The sequence below is a fragment of the Streptomyces sp. TLI_053 genome, from assembly GCF_900105395.1.
Taxonomy (GTDB): domain Bacteria; phylum Actinomycetota; class Actinomycetes; order Streptomycetales; family Streptomycetaceae; genus Kitasatospora.
Genome location: NZ_LT629775.1, coordinates 9,823,988 through 9,847,189 on the forward strand (window position 1 = coordinate 9,823,988; position 23,202 = coordinate 9,847,189).

General features: G+C 72.7%; 16 protein-coding genes and 1 pseudogene. 14 read left to right on the forward strand and 3 right to left on the reverse strand.

Features of this window, described 5'->3' with window-relative positions:
* The first annotated feature begins 28 nt into the window (after positions 1–28).
* Positions 29–2,185 carry a hypothetical protein gene (locus BLU95_RS40860; protein WP_093864493.1) on the forward strand — a complete coding sequence of 719 codons (2,157 nt, stop codon included), beginning with the start codon at positions 29–31 and terminating at the stop codon, positions 2,183–2,185.
* 561 nt (positions 2,186–2,746) lie between these two features.
* On the opposite strand, the gene BLU95_RS40865 is transcribed toward BLU95_RS40860, so the two are convergent.
* Both BLU95_RS40865 and BLU95_RS40870 read right to left on the reverse strand, forming a co-directional pair.
* Entirely contained in the window at positions 2,747–3,484 is a 738-nt protein-coding gene (locus BLU95_RS40865) for a MucR family transcriptional regulator (RefSeq protein ID WP_231978152.1), read from the reverse strand.
* Positions 3,485–3,487: 3 nt separating this feature from the next.
* The gene (locus BLU95_RS40870; RefSeq protein WP_093864494.1) at positions 3,488–3,913 is read right to left on the reverse strand and encodes a hypothetical protein; all 426 of its coding nucleotides are present in this window, start codon (positions 3,911–3,913) and stop codon (positions 3,488–3,490) included.
* A 711-nt stretch (positions 3,914–4,624) separates the two neighbouring features.
* On the opposite strand from BLU95_RS40870, the gene BLU95_RS40875 reads away from it, so the two are divergent.
* The 10 genes from BLU95_RS40875 (at position 4,625) to BLU95_RS40925 (ending at position 16,099) form a co-directional block, all read left to right on the forward strand.
* Positions 4,625–5,140: a Pycsar system effector family protein gene (locus BLU95_RS40875; protein ID WP_093864495.1), complete on the forward strand. Its 516-nt coding sequence runs from the start codon at positions 4,625–4,627 to the stop codon at positions 5,138–5,140.
* A 42-nt stretch (positions 5,141–5,182) separates the two neighbouring features.
* Complete coding sequence (locus BLU95_RS40880; RefSeq protein WP_093864496.1) at positions 5,183–5,836, forward strand: Crp/Fnr family transcriptional regulator; 654 nt, start codon at positions 5,183–5,185, stop codon at positions 5,834–5,836.
* Between the two features lie 106 nt (positions 5,837–5,942).
* On the forward strand, positions 5,943–6,773 hold the full coding sequence (locus BLU95_RS40885) for a hypothetical protein (protein ID WP_093864497.1): 831 nt from the start codon (positions 5,943–5,945) through the stop codon (positions 6,771–6,773).
* 43 nt (positions 6,774–6,816) lie between these two features.
* Entirely contained in the window at positions 6,817–9,039 is a 2,223-nt protein-coding gene (locus BLU95_RS40890; RefSeq protein WP_231978154.1) for a hypothetical protein, read from the forward strand.
* Positions 9,036–9,716 carry a hypothetical protein gene (locus BLU95_RS40895; RefSeq protein ID WP_093864498.1) on the forward strand — a complete coding sequence of 227 codons (681 nt, stop codon included), beginning with the start codon at positions 9,036–9,038 and terminating at the stop codon, positions 9,714–9,716. The genes BLU95_RS40890 and BLU95_RS40895 overlap by 4 nt, the downstream gene beginning before the upstream one ends.
* Positions 9,713–9,895 (forward strand): hypothetical protein, encoded by a 183-nt coding sequence (locus tag BLU95_RS40900; RefSeq protein WP_093864499.1) that lies wholly within the window; start codon positions 9,713–9,715, stop codon positions 9,893–9,895. Before BLU95_RS40895 ends, BLU95_RS40900 begins: the two co-directional genes overlap by 4 nt.
* Before the next feature lie 558 nt (positions 9,896–10,453).
* A complete protein-coding gene (locus tag BLU95_RS40905; RefSeq protein ID WP_159425272.1) occupies positions 10,454–11,350 on the forward strand; it encodes a hypothetical protein in 897 nt (298 codons plus the stop codon).
* 563 nt (positions 11,351–11,913) lie between these two features.
* Positions 11,914–12,678, forward strand: a complete 765-nt coding sequence (locus BLU95_RS40910) for a hypothetical protein (RefSeq protein WP_093864501.1) — start codon at positions 11,914–11,916, stop codon at positions 12,676–12,678.
* Positions 12,679–13,217: 539 nt separating this feature from the next.
* Positions 13,218–14,327, forward strand: a complete 1,110-nt coding sequence (locus BLU95_RS40915) for an endonuclease domain-containing protein (protein ID WP_093864502.1) — start codon at positions 13,218–13,220, stop codon at positions 14,325–14,327.
* A gap of 1,226 nt (positions 14,328–15,553) precedes the next feature.
* Entirely contained in the window at positions 15,554–16,099 is a 546-nt protein-coding gene (locus BLU95_RS40925; protein WP_093864504.1) for an SMI1/KNR4 family protein, read from the forward strand.
* Positions 16,100–16,370: 271 nt separating this feature from the next.
* Here the strand turns inward: BLU95_RS40925 and BLU95_RS44865 are convergent.
* Positions 16,371–16,571 (reverse strand): annotated as a pseudogene (locus BLU95_RS44865) (TnsA-like heteromeric transposase endonuclease subunit); the annotation flags it as partial.
* Positions 16,572–16,981: 410 nt separating this feature from the next.
* Here BLU95_RS44865 and tap point away from each other — a divergent pair.
* The 3 genes from tap to BLU95_RS40950 all read left to right on the forward strand — a co-directional run bounded on the left by tap (position 16,982) and on the right by BLU95_RS40950 (position 22,993).
* Positions 16,982–19,471, forward strand: a complete 2,490-nt coding sequence (gene tap, locus BLU95_RS45415; RefSeq protein ID WP_286158609.1) for a telomere-associated protein Tap — start codon at positions 16,982–16,984, stop codon at positions 19,469–19,471.
* Between the two features lie 75 nt (positions 19,472–19,546).
* Positions 19,547–20,089 (forward strand): telomere-protecting terminal protein Tpg, encoded by a 543-nt coding sequence (gene tpg, locus BLU95_RS40945; protein ID WP_093864507.1) that lies wholly within the window; start codon positions 19,547–19,549, stop codon positions 20,087–20,089.
* Positions 20,090–20,626: 537 nt separating this feature from the next.
* Positions 20,627–22,993, forward strand: coding sequence for a tetratricopeptide repeat protein (locus tag BLU95_RS40950; RefSeq protein ID WP_231978155.1), 2,367 nt, complete (start codon positions 20,627–20,629; stop codon positions 22,991–22,993).
* Positions 22,994–23,202 lie beyond the last annotated feature (209 nt).

Genomic DNA, 23,202 nt, shown 5'->3' on the forward strand with positions numbered 1-23,202 from the left:
GTCGGTGGGGACTGCCACCATGTCCCGTATGGACCTCGTACATCCGCTCGACGGCCTGGACGCTCTCTCCTGGTCCTCCCACTCGCATGCGTACGGCAGTGCGGAGGACCTGCCCGACATGCTGCGCGCGCTCGCGGGTGCGGATGCGGGCGCGGCGCGGGAGGCGCTGTCGGAGTTGTACGGGAGCGTGCTGCACCAGGGGACGGTCTACGACGCCAGCGCGGTGACGGTCCCGTTCCTGGCGGGCCTCGCGGCCGCCGGCCACCGTGCGGCGGACGTCCTGCGACTGCTCGGCGGCATGGCCGCGAGCGAGGACGAGCACGAGGTGGAGCCCGGCACGGTCCGCGCGGCCGTGGCCGCCCGGCTCCCGCTGCTCCTGCCCCTGCTGGCGGCAGCCGGGACGGACGTGCGACGAGCCGCCGCGTGGAGTGTGTCGTGCACCCGCGCGCGCATCGCGTTGCCCGCTCTCCACGCGCGTTGGGAGGAGGAGCCCGAGGCCGCGGTCCGGGCGGAAGTCCTGTCCGCGATCGCCCGGATCGACCCCGCGGCCGGCGCCGCCCTCGCAGCCACCGCCCTGGACTGTTCGCGGCCCGCCGAGGTGCGCCTGGCCGCCGTCCTCGCCCACCTGGACGCGGGCGCACCGTGGACCGGGGCCCTGCACACCGCGATGCTGTCGCTGCTGCCCGCCGACCCGCTGCGCTCCGCGTTCGACATCGACCGCACGGAACCGCTGGCCGCCGTCGTCGAGGCCCTGCTGGAGCGCAACCACCCGGCCGAACGCGAGGCGGCTCTCGCCCTGGTCGTGTCGGCGTTGCGCGACGGGCGGGCCGAGGTCCGGGAGGAGGGCATCCGGGCGGCCGACCGCGCGTGCATGATGTCCCGCAGCGCCCCGCTGCGCCTGGTGCCGGCCTTGCGTGCGGCGGGTGTCGACGAGGCGTCGGTGCTCGCCCTGTCGTCACTGCTGGGCCGCCTGGGCCCGGCCGCCGAACCGGCGGCGGACATCCTGATCCCCCTGGCCGGACGGGCCCCGGACGAGGACGACGACGTCGCGGACCGCGCCCTGGCCGCCCTGGTCCTCGTCGCACCCACCCTGGCGACGCCCTTCCTGGCCGCGGGCCTCGCGCGACGCCCCCGGGCCCTGGACGCGGCCGCCGGACTCCGCAGCCCGCACGACCCCTTCCCCTACGACCCCGGCCTGCTCACCGCGGTCCGCACCCGGCTCTCCCGGCCCCGGGACCTCGGCGGCAACGAACCCTGGCAGCTGACGAACCTCCTGGCCGGCTGGGGGAGCGCGGCGACAGAGGCCCTGCCCGAGCTGTGCGCACTGCTCCCGCACGCGCCCGACCCGGCGGCCCCGGCCCTCGCCGCCGTCGCCCGCGACAGCACACCGGACCAGCGGGCCCGCGCCGCAGCGGCCCTGCGAGCGGCAGCCGGCACCGGCGCCCTGGCCGCCGCGAAAGCCCTGAACGACCTCACCGGCGACACCGCGCCCCTCCTGCACCTCCTCGGCCCCGCACTCCGGCAGGGCGACTTCCGCCCCAGGCAGGCCGCCGCCGCGGCGGGAGAACTCGGCCCCCGGGCGGTGGCGCTGCTGCCCGAGCTGCGCGCGGCACTCGCCGGCCCCGGCGCCGGCACCACCTTCGCGCTGGACACGGACACCGCCCTCGCCGAGGCCCTGTGGCTGATCACCGGCGACGCGAACGAGGCGGTCACGGTCCTGGACTCCGTGTTCCGCCGCGCCGCACGCAACCGCTGGTCGCAATGGTCCGTCGCACGGGCCGCCCGTGTCGTGCGACTCCTCGGCCCCGCGGGGCGACCCCTTGCACCTCATCTGGAAGCAGCCCTTGCCGATCCGAGGTCGGCGCCGGCCGCCGTGCTGGCCCTGCTGACGGTCGCGGAACCCGGCACGCTCGATCGCCCCGCGCTCGCCGAAGCCGCACTGCGCGCCGCCGAAACGGACTCCGACCCCCAAGGCGCATGCGAAGCACTGGACACGCTCGGCATCGCGACCCTGACCGACGACCAGCTCGCCCGCCTCGCCGTCCTCGCGCACGGCGACGCCCGCACCGTCCGCTCCGGCACCGAAGACAGCATCATCCACCAGGACGAGGCCCTCCGGCGGCGCACGCAGGCGCTCCTCGCCACCGCCCCGACAACCGCCCGGCCCCGGCACCGGGCACGGTAGGACGACGCTCGCGCCACGGGGCAGGATCCTCGTGCCTTCTCCTCTGTCGGGCGGCGCGCCCGGCACCATGCCCGGGCCGGGATGTACCGCCGGCCGCGCCCTGTCGTGTCGGCCGGGGTTGCCATCGAGGACGGTGCGGATCCTGGGGGGTGCTCGCGCGCGTGGCAGGAGGGCAATGCCCGGCGGACCTGTGATTCGGTCTTCCGGCAGTGGGCCGACGACATGAGGCTGAAGGCCCCGATCGGCAAGGACCCCGCCTTCTCCGGCGCGGAGCCCTGCTGCCCCGGCGCTCTCCGGCGGCCGGGTGGACTGCCTGCCCGTGTGCGGGAGCCCCCGGGTGCCGGTGCCCCGGACCCGTCGGCTCGGCGGACCCGTCGAGGGTCCCGGCCGGGGTGTGCGGCTGCTCCTGTCCCGCACCGCCCGGTACGAGCACTCCCGCGGCCCGGGCGCCGCGCGGTGACGCCCGGGGCGGCCCGGCCGCCCGGCAGGCGTCCGCGTCGCGCGGCGGTGCCGACGGCGGCCGGGTCCGCCCGCCACGGTCGAGCGGGCGCGCTGGCGGCCTCACGACCGGGACTGTCGGCGCCGGCGCTTCACCGTGCTGGCGCCGACTCCGATCCGGGCCGCAGCGGCACGGCTCGGCATGTCGCGGGTGGCCTCGATGGCCTCGGTCATCGACGCGAAGCCGGCTGCCCGGGCGGTCGCTTCGAGCGCGTCCCGGCGGGCCTGTTGGGCGGCCGGGACGGTGCGCAGGGCAGCGGACCGGCGCGCGGCGCGCACCGCAGGAAGGCCGTCGGTGGCTTCGCGGGCCCGGGCCGAGCGGCGGGCGAGTTCTTCCGCGGGGGGCGCGCAGGCTCGCATCGGCTCGAGCAGGTCCGGGTCGGCGGCCATCGCTTCGGTGCGGGTCGCGGAGAGCGAGCGCCGAACGTCGGTCGCCATCAGTGCGGCGCTGGCGGGGAGCGCGTGCTCGGCACGGTAGCGGGCGGCCGACATCCCGTGGACGCGGGCAAGGTGCGGCGCCAGGGAGCGGAAGCGGCGACCGCAGGCCAGACACGTCACCAGACCGTCCGGATCGGCGCCGTCGGGCCGCCGCGAGCGCACCCGGGCGGCCGGCCGGGCGGCGGCGAGCAGGACGTCCAGCTCCCACAGCAGTGCCCGGTCGCGCCTGCGGCAGGCGACCGGCCCCGGCCAGCGGCCCCGCTGCTGCTGCATCACGGCCTTCAGGCTGCCGGGGGCGTAGCCGAGGAGGGGTTCCGCCTCCCGCCGGGTGACCAGGCGAAAGGCGGCGTCGAGGTGGTCCACGGGTCAGCGGCGCCCGTCGCGAATCTGGTAGAGCCGCGAGCGGGACAGATCGGCGGCCTTCTCCAGCTCGGCGACCTTCACCTTGGTGACCTTCCGGTTGAGCATCGCGGAGCGAACCAGCGAGTTGAACTCCTCGTCGGCGTCGGCCTTCACCTTGTCCCGGTAGCGGCGCGCATCCTCGACGGCCTGGAGGATATCGGCGGCCGGCCCCGCGGCCGGCTCCGCCTCGACCGTGTTGAGCTGGTCGGCCAGGACGTCCCACTGGTCCGCCAGGGGGCGCCCCCGGTCGTCGGTGTCGACCTGGTCGGCGAGCGCAGCCAGGTCCTCCTTCGTCACCGGCGCGAGGTCCTCACCCCGATCGATGACCGCCGTACGGGCAGGGGCGTCCCACAGCTCGCGGACCTCCTCCGGCGTGATGCTGACCGGCACGACCGTCCCCCTCCGCCGGCGCCACCGGATGTGCAGCGCGCTCGACGCCCAAAATGCTCTCGCCGACCCCGAATGTCAAGCGCGCTACACATTTCGGAAGGTTGAGCCGTGCCCCGCCGCCCTGCCGGCGCCGGACACCGTCACCCGAAAGTCGCCGCACCAGCATCCCGCCGCGCCCTGCGTCGAGGCCGCTTCACAAACTCGAAAATGACGCTCGATCTCGTTGCCCCGGGCGGCTCCCGAAACACGAAACACCCGCCCAGTACAACTCGGCCGTGCTCGCCCCGGCGTCCTAGGACCGACCGCAGGTCGCCCTCGGCGAACCGTCCGACCGGCGCCGCGGCCCCGAGCGCGGTCGACGGCGGCACTCCTGTAGAGCCTGGCGGGCGCGACCGCGTCGGCCGTCCTCGCCTGCGGTTGGGCGGCCGCGAGGCGCAGCCGGGTAGGCGCGGATCATGTGCGTGCCGGGCCCGGGTTCCTTGCGGTGGCCGGGACGGGCCCGTCGGCGCCGGCCCGCACCGCGCGTGTCGGTGCTCTTTGCGGCCCTGCCAGGGCCTCGTGGACGGACCGGGAGATCGCGCCGGGCCGCCTCTGGCCGCGCCGGCTGTGACGCGGTGAACAGCAGCGGTGCCCGGTACTGGGCTTCCGGGGCCGCGGCCCTGCCGGAGAGTGGGGAGGACCCACTCTCCCGACCGGCCCAGGAGGTTCCCGATGGCGGCGACCAACGGCGGCGGTGACGCTCCCTCCTCCAACGCGGTGGAGGCTGTGCTCGCGGCACGGTCCGCGGCGGTGCTCGTGGAGCTCCAACGGGCCGACGGGAAGGCCGCCGCGCTCTGCGCGCTGTCCGGCGGCCTGTTGGCCGCGGCGGTGGCGGCTGCCCCGGCCTGGTCCGCCGGACCGGTGCTGCTGACCGCGGCAGTGCTGTGCGGTTGTGTGCTCCTGGCCGCTGCTACGGCGGCTGCACTTCTTGCCATCCGGCCCGTGCTGCCGCAAGGCCGGTTGTCCGCCGAGTTCGGGTCCTTGCGGTCCGGTCCTGCGACGGCCGGAGCCGCCGCAGGACCGGCGGCCCTCGACCGGGCGGGCCTGATCGATCTGGAGACGCGGCGCCTGCGGTGCCTGGCCGCTCTCGCCGAACGGAAGTTCCGGGCGATCAGGGCCTCGGTGGACCTGATAGCGGCAGCGGGAACGGTGACCGGAATCGGTCTGTTGATTTCCTGTACGAATTGAGATCATCGTGCCGCTGTTATTCCAGGAGAATTAGGGGGGAATGTGAATTTTTGCCATGAATCTATCATCGGTGATCAGCTCTGGTCGAAACTGCGCGGTCTTGCTCCGGAACGCAGCCGTCCCGCCAGAACCATGCTGCTCCGTCAGGGCGACCCCGCTACCCAGGTGATCCTGCTCAGCTCCGGATCCACCCTGGTCACCCTCGCGGGCGCGAACGGCGAGCGGGCACTGCTGGCCGTCCGCGGCGCCGGTGAACTGTTCGGCGAACTCGCGGTCCTGGATTCCCAACCGCGCTCGGCCTCCGTGATCACCGCCGAACCGTGCCGCGTCCACATCATTCCCGCGCCCGAATTTCTGTCCTTCGTCCAATCCGAGAATCTGGAAGTGCCCCTGCTGCGCCACGCGATCGCGCGTGTTCGGGAAGCGGAGGCGGCCCGTCTGGAAATGGCAACCGCACCGGTGGCGGCGCGTCTGGCCGCAGCACTGGGCAGAATCGTCGGAGCAGCTTCCCGGCACGGCTCCGAGACGGTGGTACGGCTGACCCAGACCGAGCTGTCGCAGCTGATCGGGGCGTCCCGCAACGGCGTGGGCACAGCCATCAGGCCGTGGCGCGAGCGCGGCTGGGTCGGGACCGGGGCCGGCGGCGGGCTGGTCGTGCGGAACATGCCCGCCATCGAGGCCCACGTGCTCACCTGACGTGACACAGGCCACCGCGGTGGTGCCCAGTACTGGGCACCACCGGTCCGCGCGGCCGAGCAGCATGGGGCCTCGTTGCTGCCCCTACTGCCGAAAGGGCCCTCTCATGACTGCCTCCGCCAGCGAACCGGACCACGACGCCACAGGCCACGACGTGCCACCCGAACAGGCCGTCATGGTCGTCGACATGAAGGGCTACAGCCGACTGCCCGAAGTACGGATGGCACCGGTGCGGGCCGACCTGGACAGCATCCTGGAGACCGTCTTCGCCCAGAGCGGCCTGCCCGCCCCCGCCACTCTGGGAACCGGATACAGGGACACGGGTGACGGCGTCATTCTGCTGCTGCCACCCCGGCACACGGCACGATTGGTGGATCCGCTCCTGGCGAACCTGAGCGCCGCGCTCCAGCGGTACGCCGGAATCCGGATGGCCGGAGCCCCGGTCATCCGCCTTCGCACCGCCCTCCACGTCGGCCCCCTGAGCGTTCCCGACGGCCGCGGCACCGCGATCAACGACGCGTGCCGTCTGGTCAACAGCGACGCGGCCTACCAGGCCGTCGCGGCCGCGACCGACAACGGGCTGTTCCTGGCAGCCGTCCTCTCGGAGCCCGTCTACCGGCGTTCCGTGCAGGCCGGGCGCACCGGGCCGCAGGCGACGCAGGACCACTTCCTGGCGGCCACGGCCCGGGTGGCCGACAAGCCCGGGTTCGAGGAACCGTGCCGGCTCCTCGTCCCCGGCCTGCCCACCACCTCCCTGCGCGGGTACCTGCCCGACCCCGACAGCGCCGCGGCGCGCCCTTCCGAGGAGTCCCCGGCACCCCCCGTGCCGGACCGACCCGCCAGGGCGGGGGCGGTCCTCAACTTCAACAATGCGCTCAACGACCCCGTGATCAACGGCCACGTCGAGAACCTTCGGATCGTGAAGCGCGGCCGCTGACCCTGCGTCGCCGTACCCGTCCCCCTGGACAAGGGAGAAGCCCGTGTCAGACACCCCCTACCTGCCCCGCCCCTCCGAGAGGCCCAACGGCGACGGAGGCAGGAGCAGCGACCCCAGCACCTGGCTGCCGAGCTGGCTGCCCCCGCACCCCGACGACGAGCCGGCGCAGCCCGACACCCCGCCGAACCCGGCCGGGCAAACACCGCAACAGCCCGCCGCCGAGGACATCGCTCCCGGGGTCCGCACGCTCACCGCACCGGTGGCGAACTTCCACAGCCAGGTCGACGTCGCCATCGGCGTCGTCGACCAACTGATCATCGAGACCCGCAAACGCGACGTCCTCGAGGGCGAGGAAGTCGACCGCGAGGTCCTCCAGAAGCAGCCGTTCGTCCGCGACGCGTGGACGCAGGCCTGGCAGGAGACCCTGGACCCCGACACCCGCCTGCTACGGGAACCCGTCCTGGTCGTCGTCGCCCCCCGCGCGATCGGCACCACCACGTTCGCACTGCGCCTGCTGAGCGAACACACCGAGCCGAGCGCGGCGCTGGTCAAACTGCAGGCGGACTGGAAGACGCCCAGCTGCGCCCGGTTGCCCCTCGAGAGGGGGCGTGTCTTCCAGCTCGACCTCAAGGATCCGGAGACCGACAGGGTCTCGGTCGACTTCCTCGGCTCGCTCGAGAAGCACGCGGCGAACCTCGCCCGATGCGGTTCCCGCCTGGTACTGACGGTTGCTCAGGAAGTGTGGGACGTCGTCGGTCTGCTCTCCAGGCCCGGCGTGCAGGTCCTACGTCTGGCAGATCCTCCTGCCGCCGGCGCGCTCGTGGAGGCCCATCTCCGGGCCGGCGGCCACCACGAAGCGGCGCAGGAGGTCACGGAGTCCGCCCCGGCCATGGCCCAGCTGCACGGCCTCAACGCCGTCTCGGCGGTTCGGGCGGCCCACCGGATCGTCGCGGCCTGGGAGGAGCACCACCTGCACCACCAGGGGCCTGCGATGCTTCGCAGCGCAGCGGGCCCCGCCACGACGAAGACGTTCGAGGACCGCGTGCTCGACGCACTGTCGGACTGGCGCGGGGAACTGGACGAACTGTTCGGAGAGCACGTCGCGGTCCGCGGAAGGACCGAGCAGTCGCTGGTGCTCGAGGACCGCTACCTGCTGCTGACCCTGGCGGTCCAGCAGTCCGCGCCGGTCTCCCGAGTGTCCGCCGGCGCGCGGCAGTTGCAGACGGCGGTCGAATCGGCCGGTACCGAGGCAGCGGCGGGATCTGCCGCCCAGCCGTCCTTCGCGGGCCGCGGCCTGCGCCGCCGCATTCAGGACGTCGGTGCCACGGTCGACGCGCGCGACATGGTGCTCTTCGACCGGCCGGCGTACGGGCGCGCTGTGGTCGAGTACGTCTGGGACAACTACGAGGCCATGCGCACACCACTGATCGGCTGGCTCGCGAAGCTCGCCGACCGCCCGGACCCGACGGACCCCGTGGTCCGCACGATCGCAGAGCTGGCCCTGCGGCACGGCACCAGGGAGCACCTCGGCAAGCTGGCCGAAGTGATCGCGCCGGACCTCCTGGGAGCCGTCCTGCGCGCCGTCGTGTACGACGAACACGTCGGACGCCTCGTCTGGGCGACGCTCTACCAGTGGGCCGACACCAACGGCAACGCGCCCACCGTCGTCTCCACCTGCCGCCGTGTCCTGGCCGACTCCGAGGCCGGCCCCGCCGCCGCGAAGATGGCAGTGGTCCGGCTGCGGAGGGTGGCCCGCACGACCAACGACCCGGCCGTCCGCGAGAGCGTCCTCGCCGCGTTCGAGGAACTCGCCCAGGGACCCGGCCGGACCAGACTGGTCACCGAGGTCCGGACCTGGCAACAGGGCAAACTCTCCTCCCGGAGCGGCGGTCTGGCCTTCCTCGCCCTGATGGCGGTGGAAACCCAGGGGCTGCCGTGGTTGCTGTCCGCCGACGGGTCGGAGATCGACGTCCAGCGGGCCCTGCTCGAACTGCTCGGCAGCCCCCAGACCGCGGTCGACACCATCCCGCGGATCACCGACTGGATCCGCTCCTGCGCAGGCGACCCCGACAGCTACGTGCAACTGCGCGACCAACTCCTTGTTCCGCTGCGCGGGCACCGGATGTTCCAGGCAGGAATGGACCTGATGCAGGCACTCAAGGGCACCGTCACCGCACAGGGCGTCAACATCGCCGAGGACTTCTACCAGCACCTGGTCAGCGCCCCGCTCCACAAGGTATTCGCGCTCGACGGCACCGCCCGATGAGGTGGCCGTGGCAGCGCGCGGCCCGCACCACAACGTGTCCCAGCCCCTGTCAACTGCCCAGCGCCGAAGCCGGCGTACCCTTCGAGGCGACGCTCACCCTGCTCTGGCGGCCCACGACCCGCGACCGGGCCAACCTGGAGGAGCAGGCCCGCAGCGACCTGCGCTGCGCAGCTGCGGACGTGACCGCCGGGCTGCTGCCGGACGACCTGCCCACCGCCCAGGACACCCTCAACATGGCACTCGGCGCACCCGACCGGCAGCGCAGCCCCCACTACCGGCTCCTGTCCGCACACGTCACCCTGCGTCTTTCGACCACCGCACAGGAAACCCTGGCCGCCCGACGGGCCGACACCGAACGCATCAGGCGACTGGAGTTCCTCAAGAGAGCCCTCTACGACCACCCGGATCTCGTGGTCCTCGACCACATCGAGCGGGCCTCCGAGATCCCCGACGATGCCCGGGTGGCCGAGCTCCAACGTGCCGCACGCGCGATCAGGTCCTGCAACACCTGGTGGTACCCCCTCCTGGAGCTGTGGGAGGAACTCGGTGCCGGATTCCAGGACCTGGATACCCGGCACGAGGCCATGCAGATCCTGCTCCGCCAATCCGTCGAGGCACTCAAGGCAGCCACAACACCGCCAAGCCGGGCGACGGCCCAGCACGGACGCACCGGATGAGGGTCGCCCTGTGGCGGCTCCTGCTCGCCCCGCTCACGACCCTGCGGGCACTGCGGCTCCAGCGGACCAGCCGATCCTCGTTCGACTTCGACAGCACCTGGGGACAGGAAAGGATGCACCACGCGCCCGACGAGATCGAGTACCTCCTGCGGCACTGCGCCCGGACAGAGGACCGCTGACCCACGCCGCAGACCGCTCCTCCACCAGGCCCACGCCGAGAAGCAGTCTCCACCGGACACCGCGCCCCGTTTGGTCGAGGCAACGGGATACGACGGTCCGAAGCGCGGGCGGAGGTACGGGTGCCCACGACCGATCAGCCACCGCCGACCCGATCATCTCTGCACGCCACCGCCATGAGCCGGACACTTCCCTGCGCCCGACCGCGACAGTCGCTGGACCGGCTGGTCCGGTGGAGGCCATGGTCCAGCGCGCCCCGCAAGCAGACCTGTCATCGCCGGGGCGTCGTGATGACGCCCCGGCCGAGTTCTTATCAGCTCACAGCGGTCCTGGAAGGCGTTCCGGGGCCGCGTCGCCGAACTCGGTGCTCGGAGCGCCTCGGCTCCCATCGCTCGCGAGTCCCGGTCGTACCGGAACGTCGCAGTGGCGCGGCACCGGGAGGGATTCGGGTGCCCGCGCTAGCATCCGGGCGTGAAAGTGCTGTTCCCGGAGGGCAGTTGGGCCGCACGGCAGCTGGCGTGGAGAGGACTTGGGACGTGGGCCAGGAAGCGAGTGGTGACATGATCGCCCCCGTGCCCGTAGTGACGTTCACCTTGGGAGAGCTGCTGGTCGACGTCGCGACGGGATCCGAGGCGGTTCCTGGGGCATGGGGGGACCGGTGGCACCCGAGCGAGGACTGGAGTCCTGCGCCGTCCTCCGTCTCCGCGCTCCTGGGCACGGCCGTCCCTCACCCCGCGCTTCTCACGCTGGCCGGGAAGTTGTCCGCGTCGGCAGTCGGCATGGACACCGGGCTGAGGGTGGAGGTCGTGGACGCGGACAGGGTTGTGGTGGCGTGCGGAGAGCGCCGGTTCGCTCTCGGTCTGGCCGGTGGTGCCTGCACGGAACTGTGTCGGCAGCCGGATTGCGAGAGGCGGATGCTGGAAACCGAAGTCCCATGGTGTTCATCGCACTTGTTCGATCTTGACCTGTACTCGTTGGTGACGGCCGGGCGGTTCTGGGCCGAGGCAAGCCACCGGTCCGGGGAACACGAGCGCAGCAGTCCGGACTGGCCCGTCGAGGAGCTGATGAAGGCCGCTGTCGCGGTCGGGGCGGGGGAGATGATGGCCGAGACGATCGTGACGGCAGCCTTCGACGACCCGCACGAGCCTGAACAACACGACGTACCTGCCGAGTACGGGCTCGTCCTGCGGACCCGCCGTGCCATGGGCCGCGAGCGCCTGCGGCTGTGGGAGACCGCCCGCAAGGAGGCAGCGCGGCTCAGGCAGGCAGCAGGCGGCTGTCAGGGGTGCCGGCGGGAGCTGAGCCGGCTCGAGGACGGCTTCGGCGCCGGCGCATATCCGCAGGCGCGCCCCGAGTACTGCTCGCAAGCCTGCGACCCGCTGCCAACAGCACGGCAGCGTTACCTGGAGGGACAGCAGAACGGGCAGGCACGGCTTCAGGAGGACCTTCCTTTCTGAGTCGCCGCTACTGGCTCCGACCAGCGTGCTGCGCATGTTCGGCCTCTCACGTGCGGGGCGTGGCCTGCGGTCGTGGGGAATGCCGCTGCCGGCTTCCGAAGGAGTTCGCCGGTCGGTGGGAAGCGGCGCAGCCTCCCGGCTCTTGGTGAGCGCGGACACGGTTCCTGCGGCCAGGGTCGGGGCGGCGTGCGGGACAGTGACGGTGAGCGTGGCCGAGCCGTTGTCTTCCCGGCTGTGCGTGGTGCCGGCGGAGGGCCGGTGTGCGCCCGCCTGCCGCGCTGTCCGGGAACGGGCCGGGCGCGCTTGGCCCCGGGGGCCGTGGGCCCGTGCCGGACCCCAGGGGGGCTTTCGTGTTCGGTGGGCCCGCGCGTCGCCGGTTCCGGCCCGGCCTGGCTGGTAATGTCCTGCACGGCCAGGCGCGTACTGCCTCCCGTCCGGCTCCCACGTGGCTGGGGAAACGGGTCAAGGTCCCCAACGGGCCCGCGTACTTCCCCCATCGGCATGTGCATCGAGCAGCGGGGCGGTCCGGGCGTGGGCGGGAGCGCCGGAAGACCGAGGCCCTGATGCCCAAGCACCAGTCCCGTTCCGCACACCTCGCACGCCGGATCCAGGCGACCACCGGTGTCTCCTACACCGCGGCCCTGGGACTCGTCACCCCCAACGAGCGCTGGCTCGCCCTGTCCAGGGCCCTGCGCGAGCACGGCATGACCGATGCGGCGGACAGTCTGCACCGCATCGTGCGGGTCGACGCGCAGCAGCACGCGTGGTGGGAGGCGTACGCCCTGGTCGAGCACGCCCACCGCGAGCTGCGGACGCTCGACCGGGCGACGTTCACCGGCGTGTCCCGGGCCTGCAAGCGGGAGGCGCACGCGGTGGCTGTCGCGGCCGGGTTCCTGCCGGCCGGTCACCAGATGGGGGCGGAGGTCTACCACGCGGCCTTCCTCGCACTGTCGCAGGCCGGCACTCTCGCGGACGGCCGGGCCCTCGCGAGGGCGGCGGTCGGCGCCCTCGACGACGACCCGCTGGAATGCTCCGACGTTGTCCGCTCCGCGGGGCGCCGGCCGGTCGTCTACCGGACGGCCCAGGACTCCTGCGGCCCCGACAGCGAGTACGCGTTCGCGGCCGGGAACGCGGCCCGCGCCATGGCGGCCGCGTCGCGGGTGCCATGGCGCGGGGACGAGCAGTGGTACGAGGCCGCCGCGCTGATGGCCGAGGCCGCCTGGTACGGAACCGTCGCCGCGGGCCGGCCTCCGTTGCGCGGCCGGGAGCGGTTCCGCGAGTTCCTCGACGACGACTTCGCAGGCCGGGCCGGGGAGACCCGCTTCTGACCCGCTTCTGACCCGGTGCGGCTTGCGGGGCCGCGGGGTCGGCACTCGCGCTGCCCGGCGGCCGAACACCGCCCGCTGGGCCGATGACGGACACGCCGCACGCCGCATGCCGCACCCGGACCCGTGCCGCCCCTGGGCCCCGGGCGGGAAGCCGCTGCCGCCAGGCTTCCCACGCTGATGACCGGCGCAAGGCTCTTCAGCCGTGGTCCGGCCCGCCACGGGCCCTGGGAGCCGGCCCGCTCCCAGGGCCCGTGGCGGCAGGGCGGTGCGGTACGCGCAGCCGGGGTTCCGGATCGGGGGAGGAAGCCGGGGAAGCGGGCAGGCACCGCTGTTGCCCGCCTCGGTCGGCAGGTCGGCGTCCGCCCTGTCGTTCAGCGGGCCGAACGCCGTGCGCAGGATCGCAGGTCCTGCCGCACGGCTCGGCCCCCAGTACCGCAGAGAGCGTTGTCGGTGCCACCTGTCAGGCTGCTCGGACGATCAGTCAAAAGCTGGCTGTGCAGTGTCTGGCCGAGGAGACACGCGGCTGCCCGGTGCCGACAGTGCCGGAGCACTTCCAGCGCAAGCGCTTCGCCGAGCACGACTTCGTTTTCGTCGGGCATGTGCCGGTGCGCGCCCACAAGCGCGCCAACCGGTGGCAGTTCGACGAAGACGAAGTCCGTGCGGCCGGGCGCACGATCGCCGCACTGCCCTGGGACCTCGGCGACCTCCTCGACCCACGGCTGCACCGCCCCGGCGAGCAGGAGCCCGCGACACCTCCCCGCACCGGCTGGAGGGAACGGATCCGGCGCTGGGCCGACCACGCGGCCCTGGCCGCGCGCATGAAGAACGGCTGCCCGTGCGGGACACCGTGCCGACGAAGCCCCGACGGATGGGCACTGCCCTGCGGACTGACCCCCGAAAGCCTGCTCCAACGCTGCGCCAACCACTCCATCGCCTGCCTGCTCCCACTCCCCGCACTGGTCTGGTCGCGCGACACCTGGACGGTCCCCCGAACACTCGCCCTCGTCCTCGACCAGTGGGAACAGGCAGACACCACGCTGGCCGCCGGCAACTGCGTCTGCGGCACCTGCGGCACGCACAACACGGACCCGACCCGGCACACGCCCGCCGCCGACGGATGGAAGGTGCTCTGCCCGACCTGCGCCACCGCTGACCTTCGCCGCTACGACGAGGAACTGGCCGGCACCACCTACGCGAGAGTCCGCGAACAGGGCCCTCGGGCCGAAGACTTCCTGTGCACGATGTGCAGCCCGGCCCGGCCCGCAGCCGCCTGGGACCACTGCCACGAACACGGCCTGATCCGCGGACCCCTGTGCGGCAACTGCAACACCCAGGAAGCACAGGGCATGGAATTCCTCGCCCGCCACGGCAGCGTGCGCCACCTCCTGCGCTGCAAGAGCTGCCGCGCACAGCTCCACCTGCCCCCGCACCACCGGATCGCCGCGCTGCGCCGTCACCTGCACCTCGAACGAGGCCTTCGGGGCTGCGAGACACCGATGCACATGTGCGTATCGATAGCCGAGACCAGCGAAGGCGGGTACGAGTACCGGGTCCGCTGTTTCGGGCAGAGAGCCTCCTCGACCGTGTCGCTGACGGCGGCCGAGGCAGATCACATCCTGGCCCGGACGGTCGAGTCCGGAATGCTCTGAGCGGGCCGCCACAGCGAAGGTGGGACCGGGTCACCGGTTCCGGAGACCCGGTCCCACCGGGCCGAGGTTGCCGTTGGCGCTGCGGCTCCACGTGGTGACCGGCCGCAGGCAGCCACCTTTGCCGCAGAAACGTCCCGCTGGACTTCCGCACAGCGCGCGGGCCGCCGGTCGTCGACGGGGGCCGGCGCATGGTTCCGGGGGTGCGTCCTGTACTCACGCACGCGGGGCAGGGGTGCCCGACCGTGCGCCCCTGCCCCGTGCGCCGGCCCGGTGGCCGCGGATCAGTCCCGTTCGGCAGACCGCGGGTGAAACGTTGGTGGGCGCTCACCTGCTGTCCGTCAAGACCGTTTGCCAAATGATCTTGACGGGTGGGCTTCGGGGCGAGTCGCTACAGAGGGGAGTGGGTCTGGTACTTGCCCCGCAGGGACGAGATGGCCGCGTCGGCCCGGGGGCCGGCTGCGCAGTCCTGGAGGAATCCCCGAACGCGAGGGCCCGTCCATCCTGCCGCCGCCCAGAAGCGGAGGTCGTCGTGAGGATCCAGGGGGCGAGGACGTCGAGGATGTGGTCGATCGTGGCCGCATCCACGGGGGCCGCTGCATGGCGACGGAGCGCAGGGCGCCGTCGGCGAGCATCGGGGTGCCGGAGTTCACGCACCAGCGCAGTGCATCGGCCGTGTCCTCGGGGGCGCTCGGTCGGACGATGGCGTCGCCGAGCGCGACGTACACCGTGGTGGCCCCGAAGGGGTGCCGGGCGAGATCGCGGAGAAGGCCGAGAGCGGGCCGGTGGCCGCACATCCCGAGCGCCATGACGATCCGGTACTGGGTCTCCCACCTGCGGGCGTACATCGGCACCTACCTGGAGGGGACCCACCGCAACTCCGCCTCCCTCCCGTCCTCCGAGTAGAGCGCCTGCAGGGCCCGGCTGGCCGCCTCGCATCCGAGGACGATCCACCCGGGCGACCGGTCAAGATCATCTGGCAAACAGTCAAGATCATTTGTCACAGGACAGGCGCGGTACAGCCATCATGCTTCGGCATGTCCCGTCTCAAATGATCTTGACTGGTTATCAAATGATCTTGACGATCGGTAGGCTTCCGGGGATCCACCCAGCGTCACTTTGAGGCTGGCGTGGCGTACTCCGCATTCGGCGACGACGTCTTCCGGCTGGGGCGGCGCCGGGCAATACGGTGACTGATCGAACCGCGCCACGCATGGAGGAGAACCATCATGGTCCACCCGGCCATCACCCGCCTCTCAGCCCTGCTGGGGGAGCCGAGCGTCCCCGGCGACACCGTCGATTGGGAGGATCTGGCCCGGACCACGGGCCTGCGTCTGCCCGCCGACTACCGCGACTTCGTCACGCTCTACGGCGGCGGCGAACTGGACGAGTACCTCGGCGTCAGCACGCCGCCGGTGGCCGGTTCCCCGTACGGCGATCTCATCGACGGGCTGGACTTCGACCCCAGGGAGGAGCCGGTGGCTCGCACCGGCATCGCCCCGGAGAACTTGGAGGGGGGAAGGCTTCTCCCGTTCGCAGGCAGTGCCAACAGCGACGTGGCCTTCTGGCTGTGCGACACCCGGGACCCGGACCGCTGGGACGTCGTCGTCTTCAAGCGCCAGCACCACCATGGGGAGGAACCCTGGGTCCGCTTCGCGGCGGGCTTCGGCGACTTCCTGGCGGGCACCCTCGACGGCACGCTGCCGAACCCCTTCAGCGACAGCGGCTTCGCCAGACCTCCGCACGCCTATCGCAACTGGCGGCAGCCGCTGTGACGTACACGGCGTTCACGTGCGGTTGCCGACTGCCTGACTTCCCGGCTCTCGCTCGCCCCGTCGGCGGCCTCGGGTCCGCTCAGCAGAGAGGTCGGTGGATCTGCCGCCGCGGCGGAGGGAGCTGTTGATGGCGGTGCAGGTGAGTGGCGTGTCGTGGTCGTCCATCATCCGCGCCCAGATGTACGCGGTCGAGTGGCCGGCCCCGGCCAGGGCTCGGATGCGGTGGCGCTGGGTGTCGTTGTCGGGGACGACGCAGGCGAGGCGGCGGGTGGTTGCCGGCCCGCACGTCCACCACCCGGTCCCGGCCGTCGGCCAGTCGCACCAAGTAGTCCGGCGCGTGCCGGCGCCGCCGCAGGCCGTCGTGCCAGTGCAGCCAGAACGGCTGCGAGGCGATCCCCACGACCTCGGGCTCGCGGTCCAGCAGGATCGGCCGATCCCGCTCCAGCGACGACTCGTAGCCCACGTGGCCGCCCACCGCCCCGAGGTGGTTCCCGCCCCTGCCGTGCTGCTGTCCCGGCCCCGTGATGTCCCCGGTGGCCGGTCCGCGCGTGCGGCCTCGCGCCTCGCGCGCGAAGACCACCTGTACCGGGCCTTCGGCGTCCGGGAGGGCGCGTCTACTTCTCTGACTACTTCTCTTGATGGTGTCCGGCTGGTGTGGCCGCCCCTGTCGCCGGAACGAGCCGGCCGTGCCGCCGCCGGCCTCGCGCGTGCGTGGGGCCACCCGTCACCTCCCCCCGGAGTTCACCCGTCAAGATCATTTGGCAATCGGTCAAGATCATCTGACACGGGACGCGGCATGCCCCGATCCAGTGAATGTGTGACCGAGAAGTGCGATCCGAAAGTGACTTTCACGCTAGGGTGTGTGGTGGAGGTGAGGTGTCGATGAGTGAGGACCTGTTCGCGTCGATCGACGCACTGCTGGCACGGCCGAAGCCGGTGGACGACCTGCCGGTGCCCGCGGAGCGGGAGCGGCTGCGCAAGGCGGGGGAGTACACGCAGGAGGAGCTGGCCACCGCACTGAAGACCCGTCGGGAGACGATCGTGCGCTGGGAGGCGGGGACGACGGAGCCGCGCCCGCCCAAACGCGAGGTCTACATCGCGTTCCTGGCGACGCTGGCGCTGCAGCACGGCACGGTCGAGCCCGCCGAGTGGCTGCGGCTCGCCCAGACCGCCGGCCTCGTACGCACCACCGGCGGGGGCCGGACACCCGAGCCCGCAGCCGCGCAGGCGCCGCCTACGGTGCGCGCCGCGGCCGAGGCGCCCGAGGCACCCGCGCCCGTGGCCGGGCAGCCGGCCCCGTCCGCGCCCGCCGCACAACCGGTGATGCTGGACCAGAACCCGGACGGCTCGCTTCTGACGGCTCAGCCTGCGCCGTGCGTGCAGTGCGGGCAGCCGTCGGTCTACCGCGCCCAGGGCCACCCGATGCACCTCGGCGGGTTCTGCCGCCCCTCCACCGCCCCTGCCGCCGTGCAGCAGCACCCCGACCCCGTCGCCCCGGCTGACGCGCCGGCGCCGGATGCCCCGGCCGCTCCGGCCGCTGAACCCCGCCAGGCCGCCCCCGGGCTCGCCCCTGCAACTGCGCCCCGCCGCCCCGCCCCGTCGCGTCCGGCCGCCGGCTCGTCGCGAGCGCGCAAGGCCCCGGCGAAGAAGCCGGCCGCGGCGCAGGGACCGGCGGACTGGGAGCAGGCCGCAGCCGCCAGGTTCCCGGCCGGACCGCTCGCGGTACTGGACGTCGCCCCGTCCGGCAAAGCCCTGGTGGCCTACCTCGCCGACGGCACCCAGGCACCCACCGCCCCGCCCGGCCGCACGCTCGCCGACGTCGTGGAGTGGGCGCTGGAGAACCGCCTGGGTTCGCCACGCCTGCACCGGCACGGCAAGGACGGCGACGCCCTGGTCGTCATCACCGACACCGCCCTCGCTGAGCTCGGCCTGCCCGCCATGGGCCGCGACGAGAAGAAGGACTTCGTCCCACGGCTCGGACAGCTGCCGAAGACCCACAAGACGGTCAAGGCCGTCGAGAAGGCCGGCTGGCAGCTCACCCAGCGCGGCCTGGGCCCGTGGGCCCGCATCTACCGCAGCCCCGAGGACGGCAAACGCCAGTGCGTCCAACTGTGCATCCCCGCCTGGGGCGCCCTCACCTCCGGCGGCTGGAACATCCCGGACAGCCTCGCCCCGCAGGACCTCGCCCGCCTGCTCGGCACCTACGCCAAGCGCGTCCTCACCCCCCGCGGCTCCACCTCCGTCTCCGGCCTCGAACTGGTCACCGCACTGCGCCCGCCCACCCGCGCGGTACGCACCGAGGCGGGCTGGACGTCCGGACCGGTGGACGGCTCCCGCCCGAAGGAGGCGTTCGACGCAGCGCCGCCGGAAGTCCCGGACATGCACCCGCTCGCCCAGGGCCGGGAACCCGGCGGCGAACTGGTGACCGAGGCGTGGGACTGGCACCGCAACCTCACCGACCAGGAGGCAGCGGCGCCGTTCGCCGTCGGCCTCGACGTGAACACGGCCTTCCTCGCCGCCGCCGGCCGTCTCGCCCTGCCACTGTCCGGCCCCGTCCACGAACTCAACCCCACCTTCGACCCGAAAATCCCCGGCAGCTGGCTGGTCGACCTCTCCCACCTCGACACGAACCCGCTGCTCCCCTCCCCGTTCACCGCAGACGGGACGCGTCCGACCGGCCCGGCCTGGTACTCCACCGCGAAGGTCGCCTACGCCATCGAGCTCGGCGCCCGCCCGCAGCCGCTCGAGGGCTGGCTGCGCCACGAGAGCGGCCCCTACCTCGACCCCTGGCACAAGCACCTGCGCCAGGGATACCTGGACACGATGGCAGCCCTCGGCATCCCGCTCACCCTCGCCGACACCGACCCCGTCGCCTACCTGGAAAAGATGGAAGCCATCAAGGCGGGCCAGGGCGACCCGGCGGAACTGGCAGTGCTCACCGCGATCAAACAGACCGCCAAGGGCACCATCGGCAAAATGAAGGAGAGGCCCCGCGGGCACGGCTACACGCCCGGCGAGCGCTGGGCCGCACTCGACCGCCCGACCTGGGACCCGCTGATGCGCGCCCTGGTCATCGACACCGCCACCGTCAACCTTCACCGCAAACTCCGCAAAATGGCCGCCCACACCGGCCTGCACGCCTTCGCGATCCTCTCCGACTGCGCCGTCTTCGCCTCACCCGGCCCCGGCGCCCTCGACATCCTCACCCGCGCCGACGGCACCCTCACCACCTCCCTGCGCCTCGGAGTGTCCCCCGGGCTGGTGAAGTTCGAGGGCAGCAGGCCGATGCCGGAGATCGCCGAGCTGCTCGCCGACGACACGAACCCCGCCCGGCACATCAAGACCGGCGGGATCGTCTCCGCCGACGAGTAACCGCACCGCCCGCCACCGCCACGATGACGCGACGCCGCCCCGGCCGAGGGGCGGCAGAAAAGGATCTGATGCCCCGTGGGGGAGATCGACGAGGGCCTGGAGCGCGCCGAGCGCACCCGCCCGATCCCGCAGTCCGTCCAGGCCCGGATGCGGTTCCTGCTCAAGGGCGCCAACGGCTCCACCAAGAAGCTCGCCCAGGACCTCGGCGTCTCCCAGCGCACCGTGCAGCGCTGGCTCAAGGGCCAGGGCACCCCCAAGCCGGCCGCGGCGAAGGCCATCGAGCAGAAGGTCCGCGCGACATGGCAGCCCAGGGTCAAGGACAGGGTCCGCAAGGCCGCCGAGAGCAACGGCTTCACGCTCCACATCTCCGGCACGTTCGGCTTCGACGCCGGCCCGAACTCCACCGACGACCCCCGCGACCGGTTCCTGCAGAACCTCCGGATGCCCGGCAGCGTCGCCCAGGCCCTCTACGCCGCCCGCGACCGCGGAGCCACCCAGAACGAACAGGAGGAGATCCTCGCCGACGGCCTGCGCGACCACTACTTCGGGACCGGCGGAGGCCGACGCGCGCCGAAGGTCGCGCTGAACAGCCTCAACTGGATGGACCTCGAACTGTAGAGACCTGGGCGGTTCCGGGCCTCGGGCTGCCCGCCCCGCACACCCCCTGGCTGCGGCTACGCTGCGGTCGGGATGACGTTCGGGTGTTCGCCAGGGGAGCCGTCCCGGGACCCCAGGGGGTGGGTGCCGTGGTGGTCGTGCGGGCGGGGTGCCCGGCGGCGCCCGGTGTGCTGCAGCAGGCGGTGGCGTCCTGGGCTTCGACGGGCACGATGTCGACGTCGACCTTGTTCGTTCCGGATTCACCACCGTCGGCGGCACCTGCCGTATCGATCCGAGGGGGAGATGGTTGTGAGCCCGCCGTTCTGGCCGTGGCGCGGCCGGCCCGGGAAGCGGCCCGAGCGGACCGGCGTTCCCGGCGCAGGCGCCCCACCGGAGGCCATCGGCAGCGACGGCCCGGCCGGCGGGGACAGTGCGCCGGCGCCCGGCGAGGGTGCCGTTTCGGCGGTTTCTCTGTCGGACGACCAGGGTGACGGGCCGGGGCCGACGAACGGGCCGGCCGGCGTCGGCGCCGGGGCGTCGTCCTCGGTGCGGGTGGACGTGTCGGGGGACGGGTCCGTCGGTGCGGGGCGCGACATCACCCACACTGCGATCGGGGCGGGCAGCCGGGTCGAGCACACCGAGGTGGACAACCGCATCGAGAACAGCACCGTCGGCGGTGACGTCTACCAGGCGGGGAACCTGACGGTCACCCACCACCACAACCACCCTGCGCCCGCATCGGCACCTGGGCCGGTACGGGTGGGTACGGTGCCGCCGCTGGCCTCCGCGTTCCAGTCCCGCCCGGACCTGCAGGAGAAGATCGACCGGGCCCGGGAGCGCAACACGACCGTGGTCCTGACCCAAGTTCTGTCCGGTGGCGGCGGTGTCGGCAAGTCGCAGCTCGCCGCCACCTGCGCCCACCGGGCCCATGCCGACGGGCTGGACGTGCTGGTGTGGGTGGACGCCGCCGAGACCGCGCAGATCGTCGCGACCTACGCGCGGGCCGCAGCGAAGGCCGGCGTGCCCGGCGCGCACGGGCAGGACGCCGAACACGACGCGGCGGCGTTCCTGGACTGGCTGGCCGTCACCGACCGCACCTGGCTGGTGGTCCTGGACGACCTCACCGACCTGGAGAACACCGTCCCGTGGTGGCCCCGCCCGCCCGCCGGGACGGACGGGCGGGTGCTGGCCACCACCCGCCGCCGCGACGCCCTCGTCACCGGCAACGGTCGCGCCGTCGTCGACATCGGCACCTACACCCCCGACGAGGCGCTCGACTACCTGCGCGAGCGCCTCACCGCAGCCGGTAGCGCCCACCTCCTCGACAACCGGGCCGACGACCTTGCGAAGGCACTGGGCCGGCTGCCGCTCGCCCTGGCCCACGCCGCTGCCTACATGATCAACGAAGACATCGACTGCACCGCCTACCTGGGCCTGTTCACCGACCGCACCTCCCGCCTGACCACCCTCCTGCCGCCTGGCGCCGACACCGACAGGTACGGCCGCCAGGTCACCACCTCGCTCCTCCTGGCCCTCGACGCCGCCCAGCAACGCGAACCGGTCGGCCTCGCGGCCCCAGCGATCCGTCTCGCCGCGCACCTCGACCCCGCCGGTCACCCCCAGCAACTCTGGGCCACCGACGCCGTCACCCATTACCTCACCACCCACAGGACCCCACTCCCCCCCGGCACCCCCGACCCTGATCCGGTCACCGCCGGCCAGGCCCGCGCCGCCCTGCGCCTGCTCCACCACTACGCCCTGATCACCCACCATGCCCGCGACACCAACCGTACGGTCCGCCTGCACGCCCTCACCGCCCGTGCCGCCCGCGAAACCACCCCACCCACCCAACTTCCCGCCACCGTCCACGCCGCAGCCGACGCCCTCTTCGAGACCTGGCCCGAGCACGAGCACACCGCACGCGACCTGACCGCCGTCCTGCGCGCCAACACCGACACCCTCACCACCCACGCCGACGACCTCCTCTGGCACCCCCACGGCCACCCCGTCCTGTTCGCAGCAGGCCACAGCCTGACCAGCACCGGCCTGATCCACGCCGCCGTCACCCACTGGCAGAGCCTCGCAGCGGATGCCGAGCGGGTGCTCGGTGACGAGCATCCCCACACTCTGGCCGCCTGCGGAAACCTGGCCCAGTCATACGGGCGGGCGGGGCGTGTGGGTGAGGCGATCGACCTTAAGGAGCGTGTGCTCGCCGATCGTGAGCGGCTGCTCGGCCACGACCACCGCGACACCCTGACCATCCGCCACAGCCTCGCCGTCTCCTACAGCGAGGTGGGGCGCACACGAGAGGCGATCGACCTGATGGAGCAGGTGCTCGCCGATTGTGAACGACTACTTGGTGACGAGCACCCCCACACCCTGGCCGCCCGCGGGAGTCTTGCCCTCTCCTACGGGCAGGCGGGGCGTACACGAGAGGCGATCGACCTGATGGAGCAGGTGCTGGCCGATCGTGAGCGACTGCTTGGTGACGAGCACCCCGACACCTTGGACGTCCGCGGCAGCCTGGCCTACTCCTACTGGCAGGTGGGGCGTGTGGGTGAGGCGATCGATCTTCAGGAGCGGGTGCTCGCCGATCGTGAGCGACTGTTCGGTGACGAGCACCCCACCACCCTGATTGCCCGCGCCAACCTGGCCTCCTCCTACGGGAAGGCGGGACGTACGGACGAGGCGATCGTGCTTGAGGAACGTGTGCTGCCTGATGCCGCGCGGCTGCTCGGCCACGACCACCCCGACACCTTGGGCATCCGCAGCAACCTTGCCTTCTCCTACTGGGAGGCGGGGCGTACGGGTGAGGCGGTCGACCTGATGGAGCGGGTGCTGGCCGACCGCGAGCGGCTCCTCGGTCACGACCACCCTGACACCCGAGCGGCTGCCGATCGGCTCCGGAGCTGGCGCAACCCCTGACACCACGACGACGAAGGCCCCGCCCCGGGCACGGGCGAAGAGCCGCCGACGGCCCGGGTTCGCGACCGTCCGTCCCGTACCCTGTGGAGGGCCGCTACGCCCACTCCACGCCGTGATCGGCGAAGGCGCAAACATCCCGCACGACCGAACCTCCTCCACCCCGGTCTGCTCGGACCCTGACTGCCGGGTACACCGGAACGGGCCGCCAC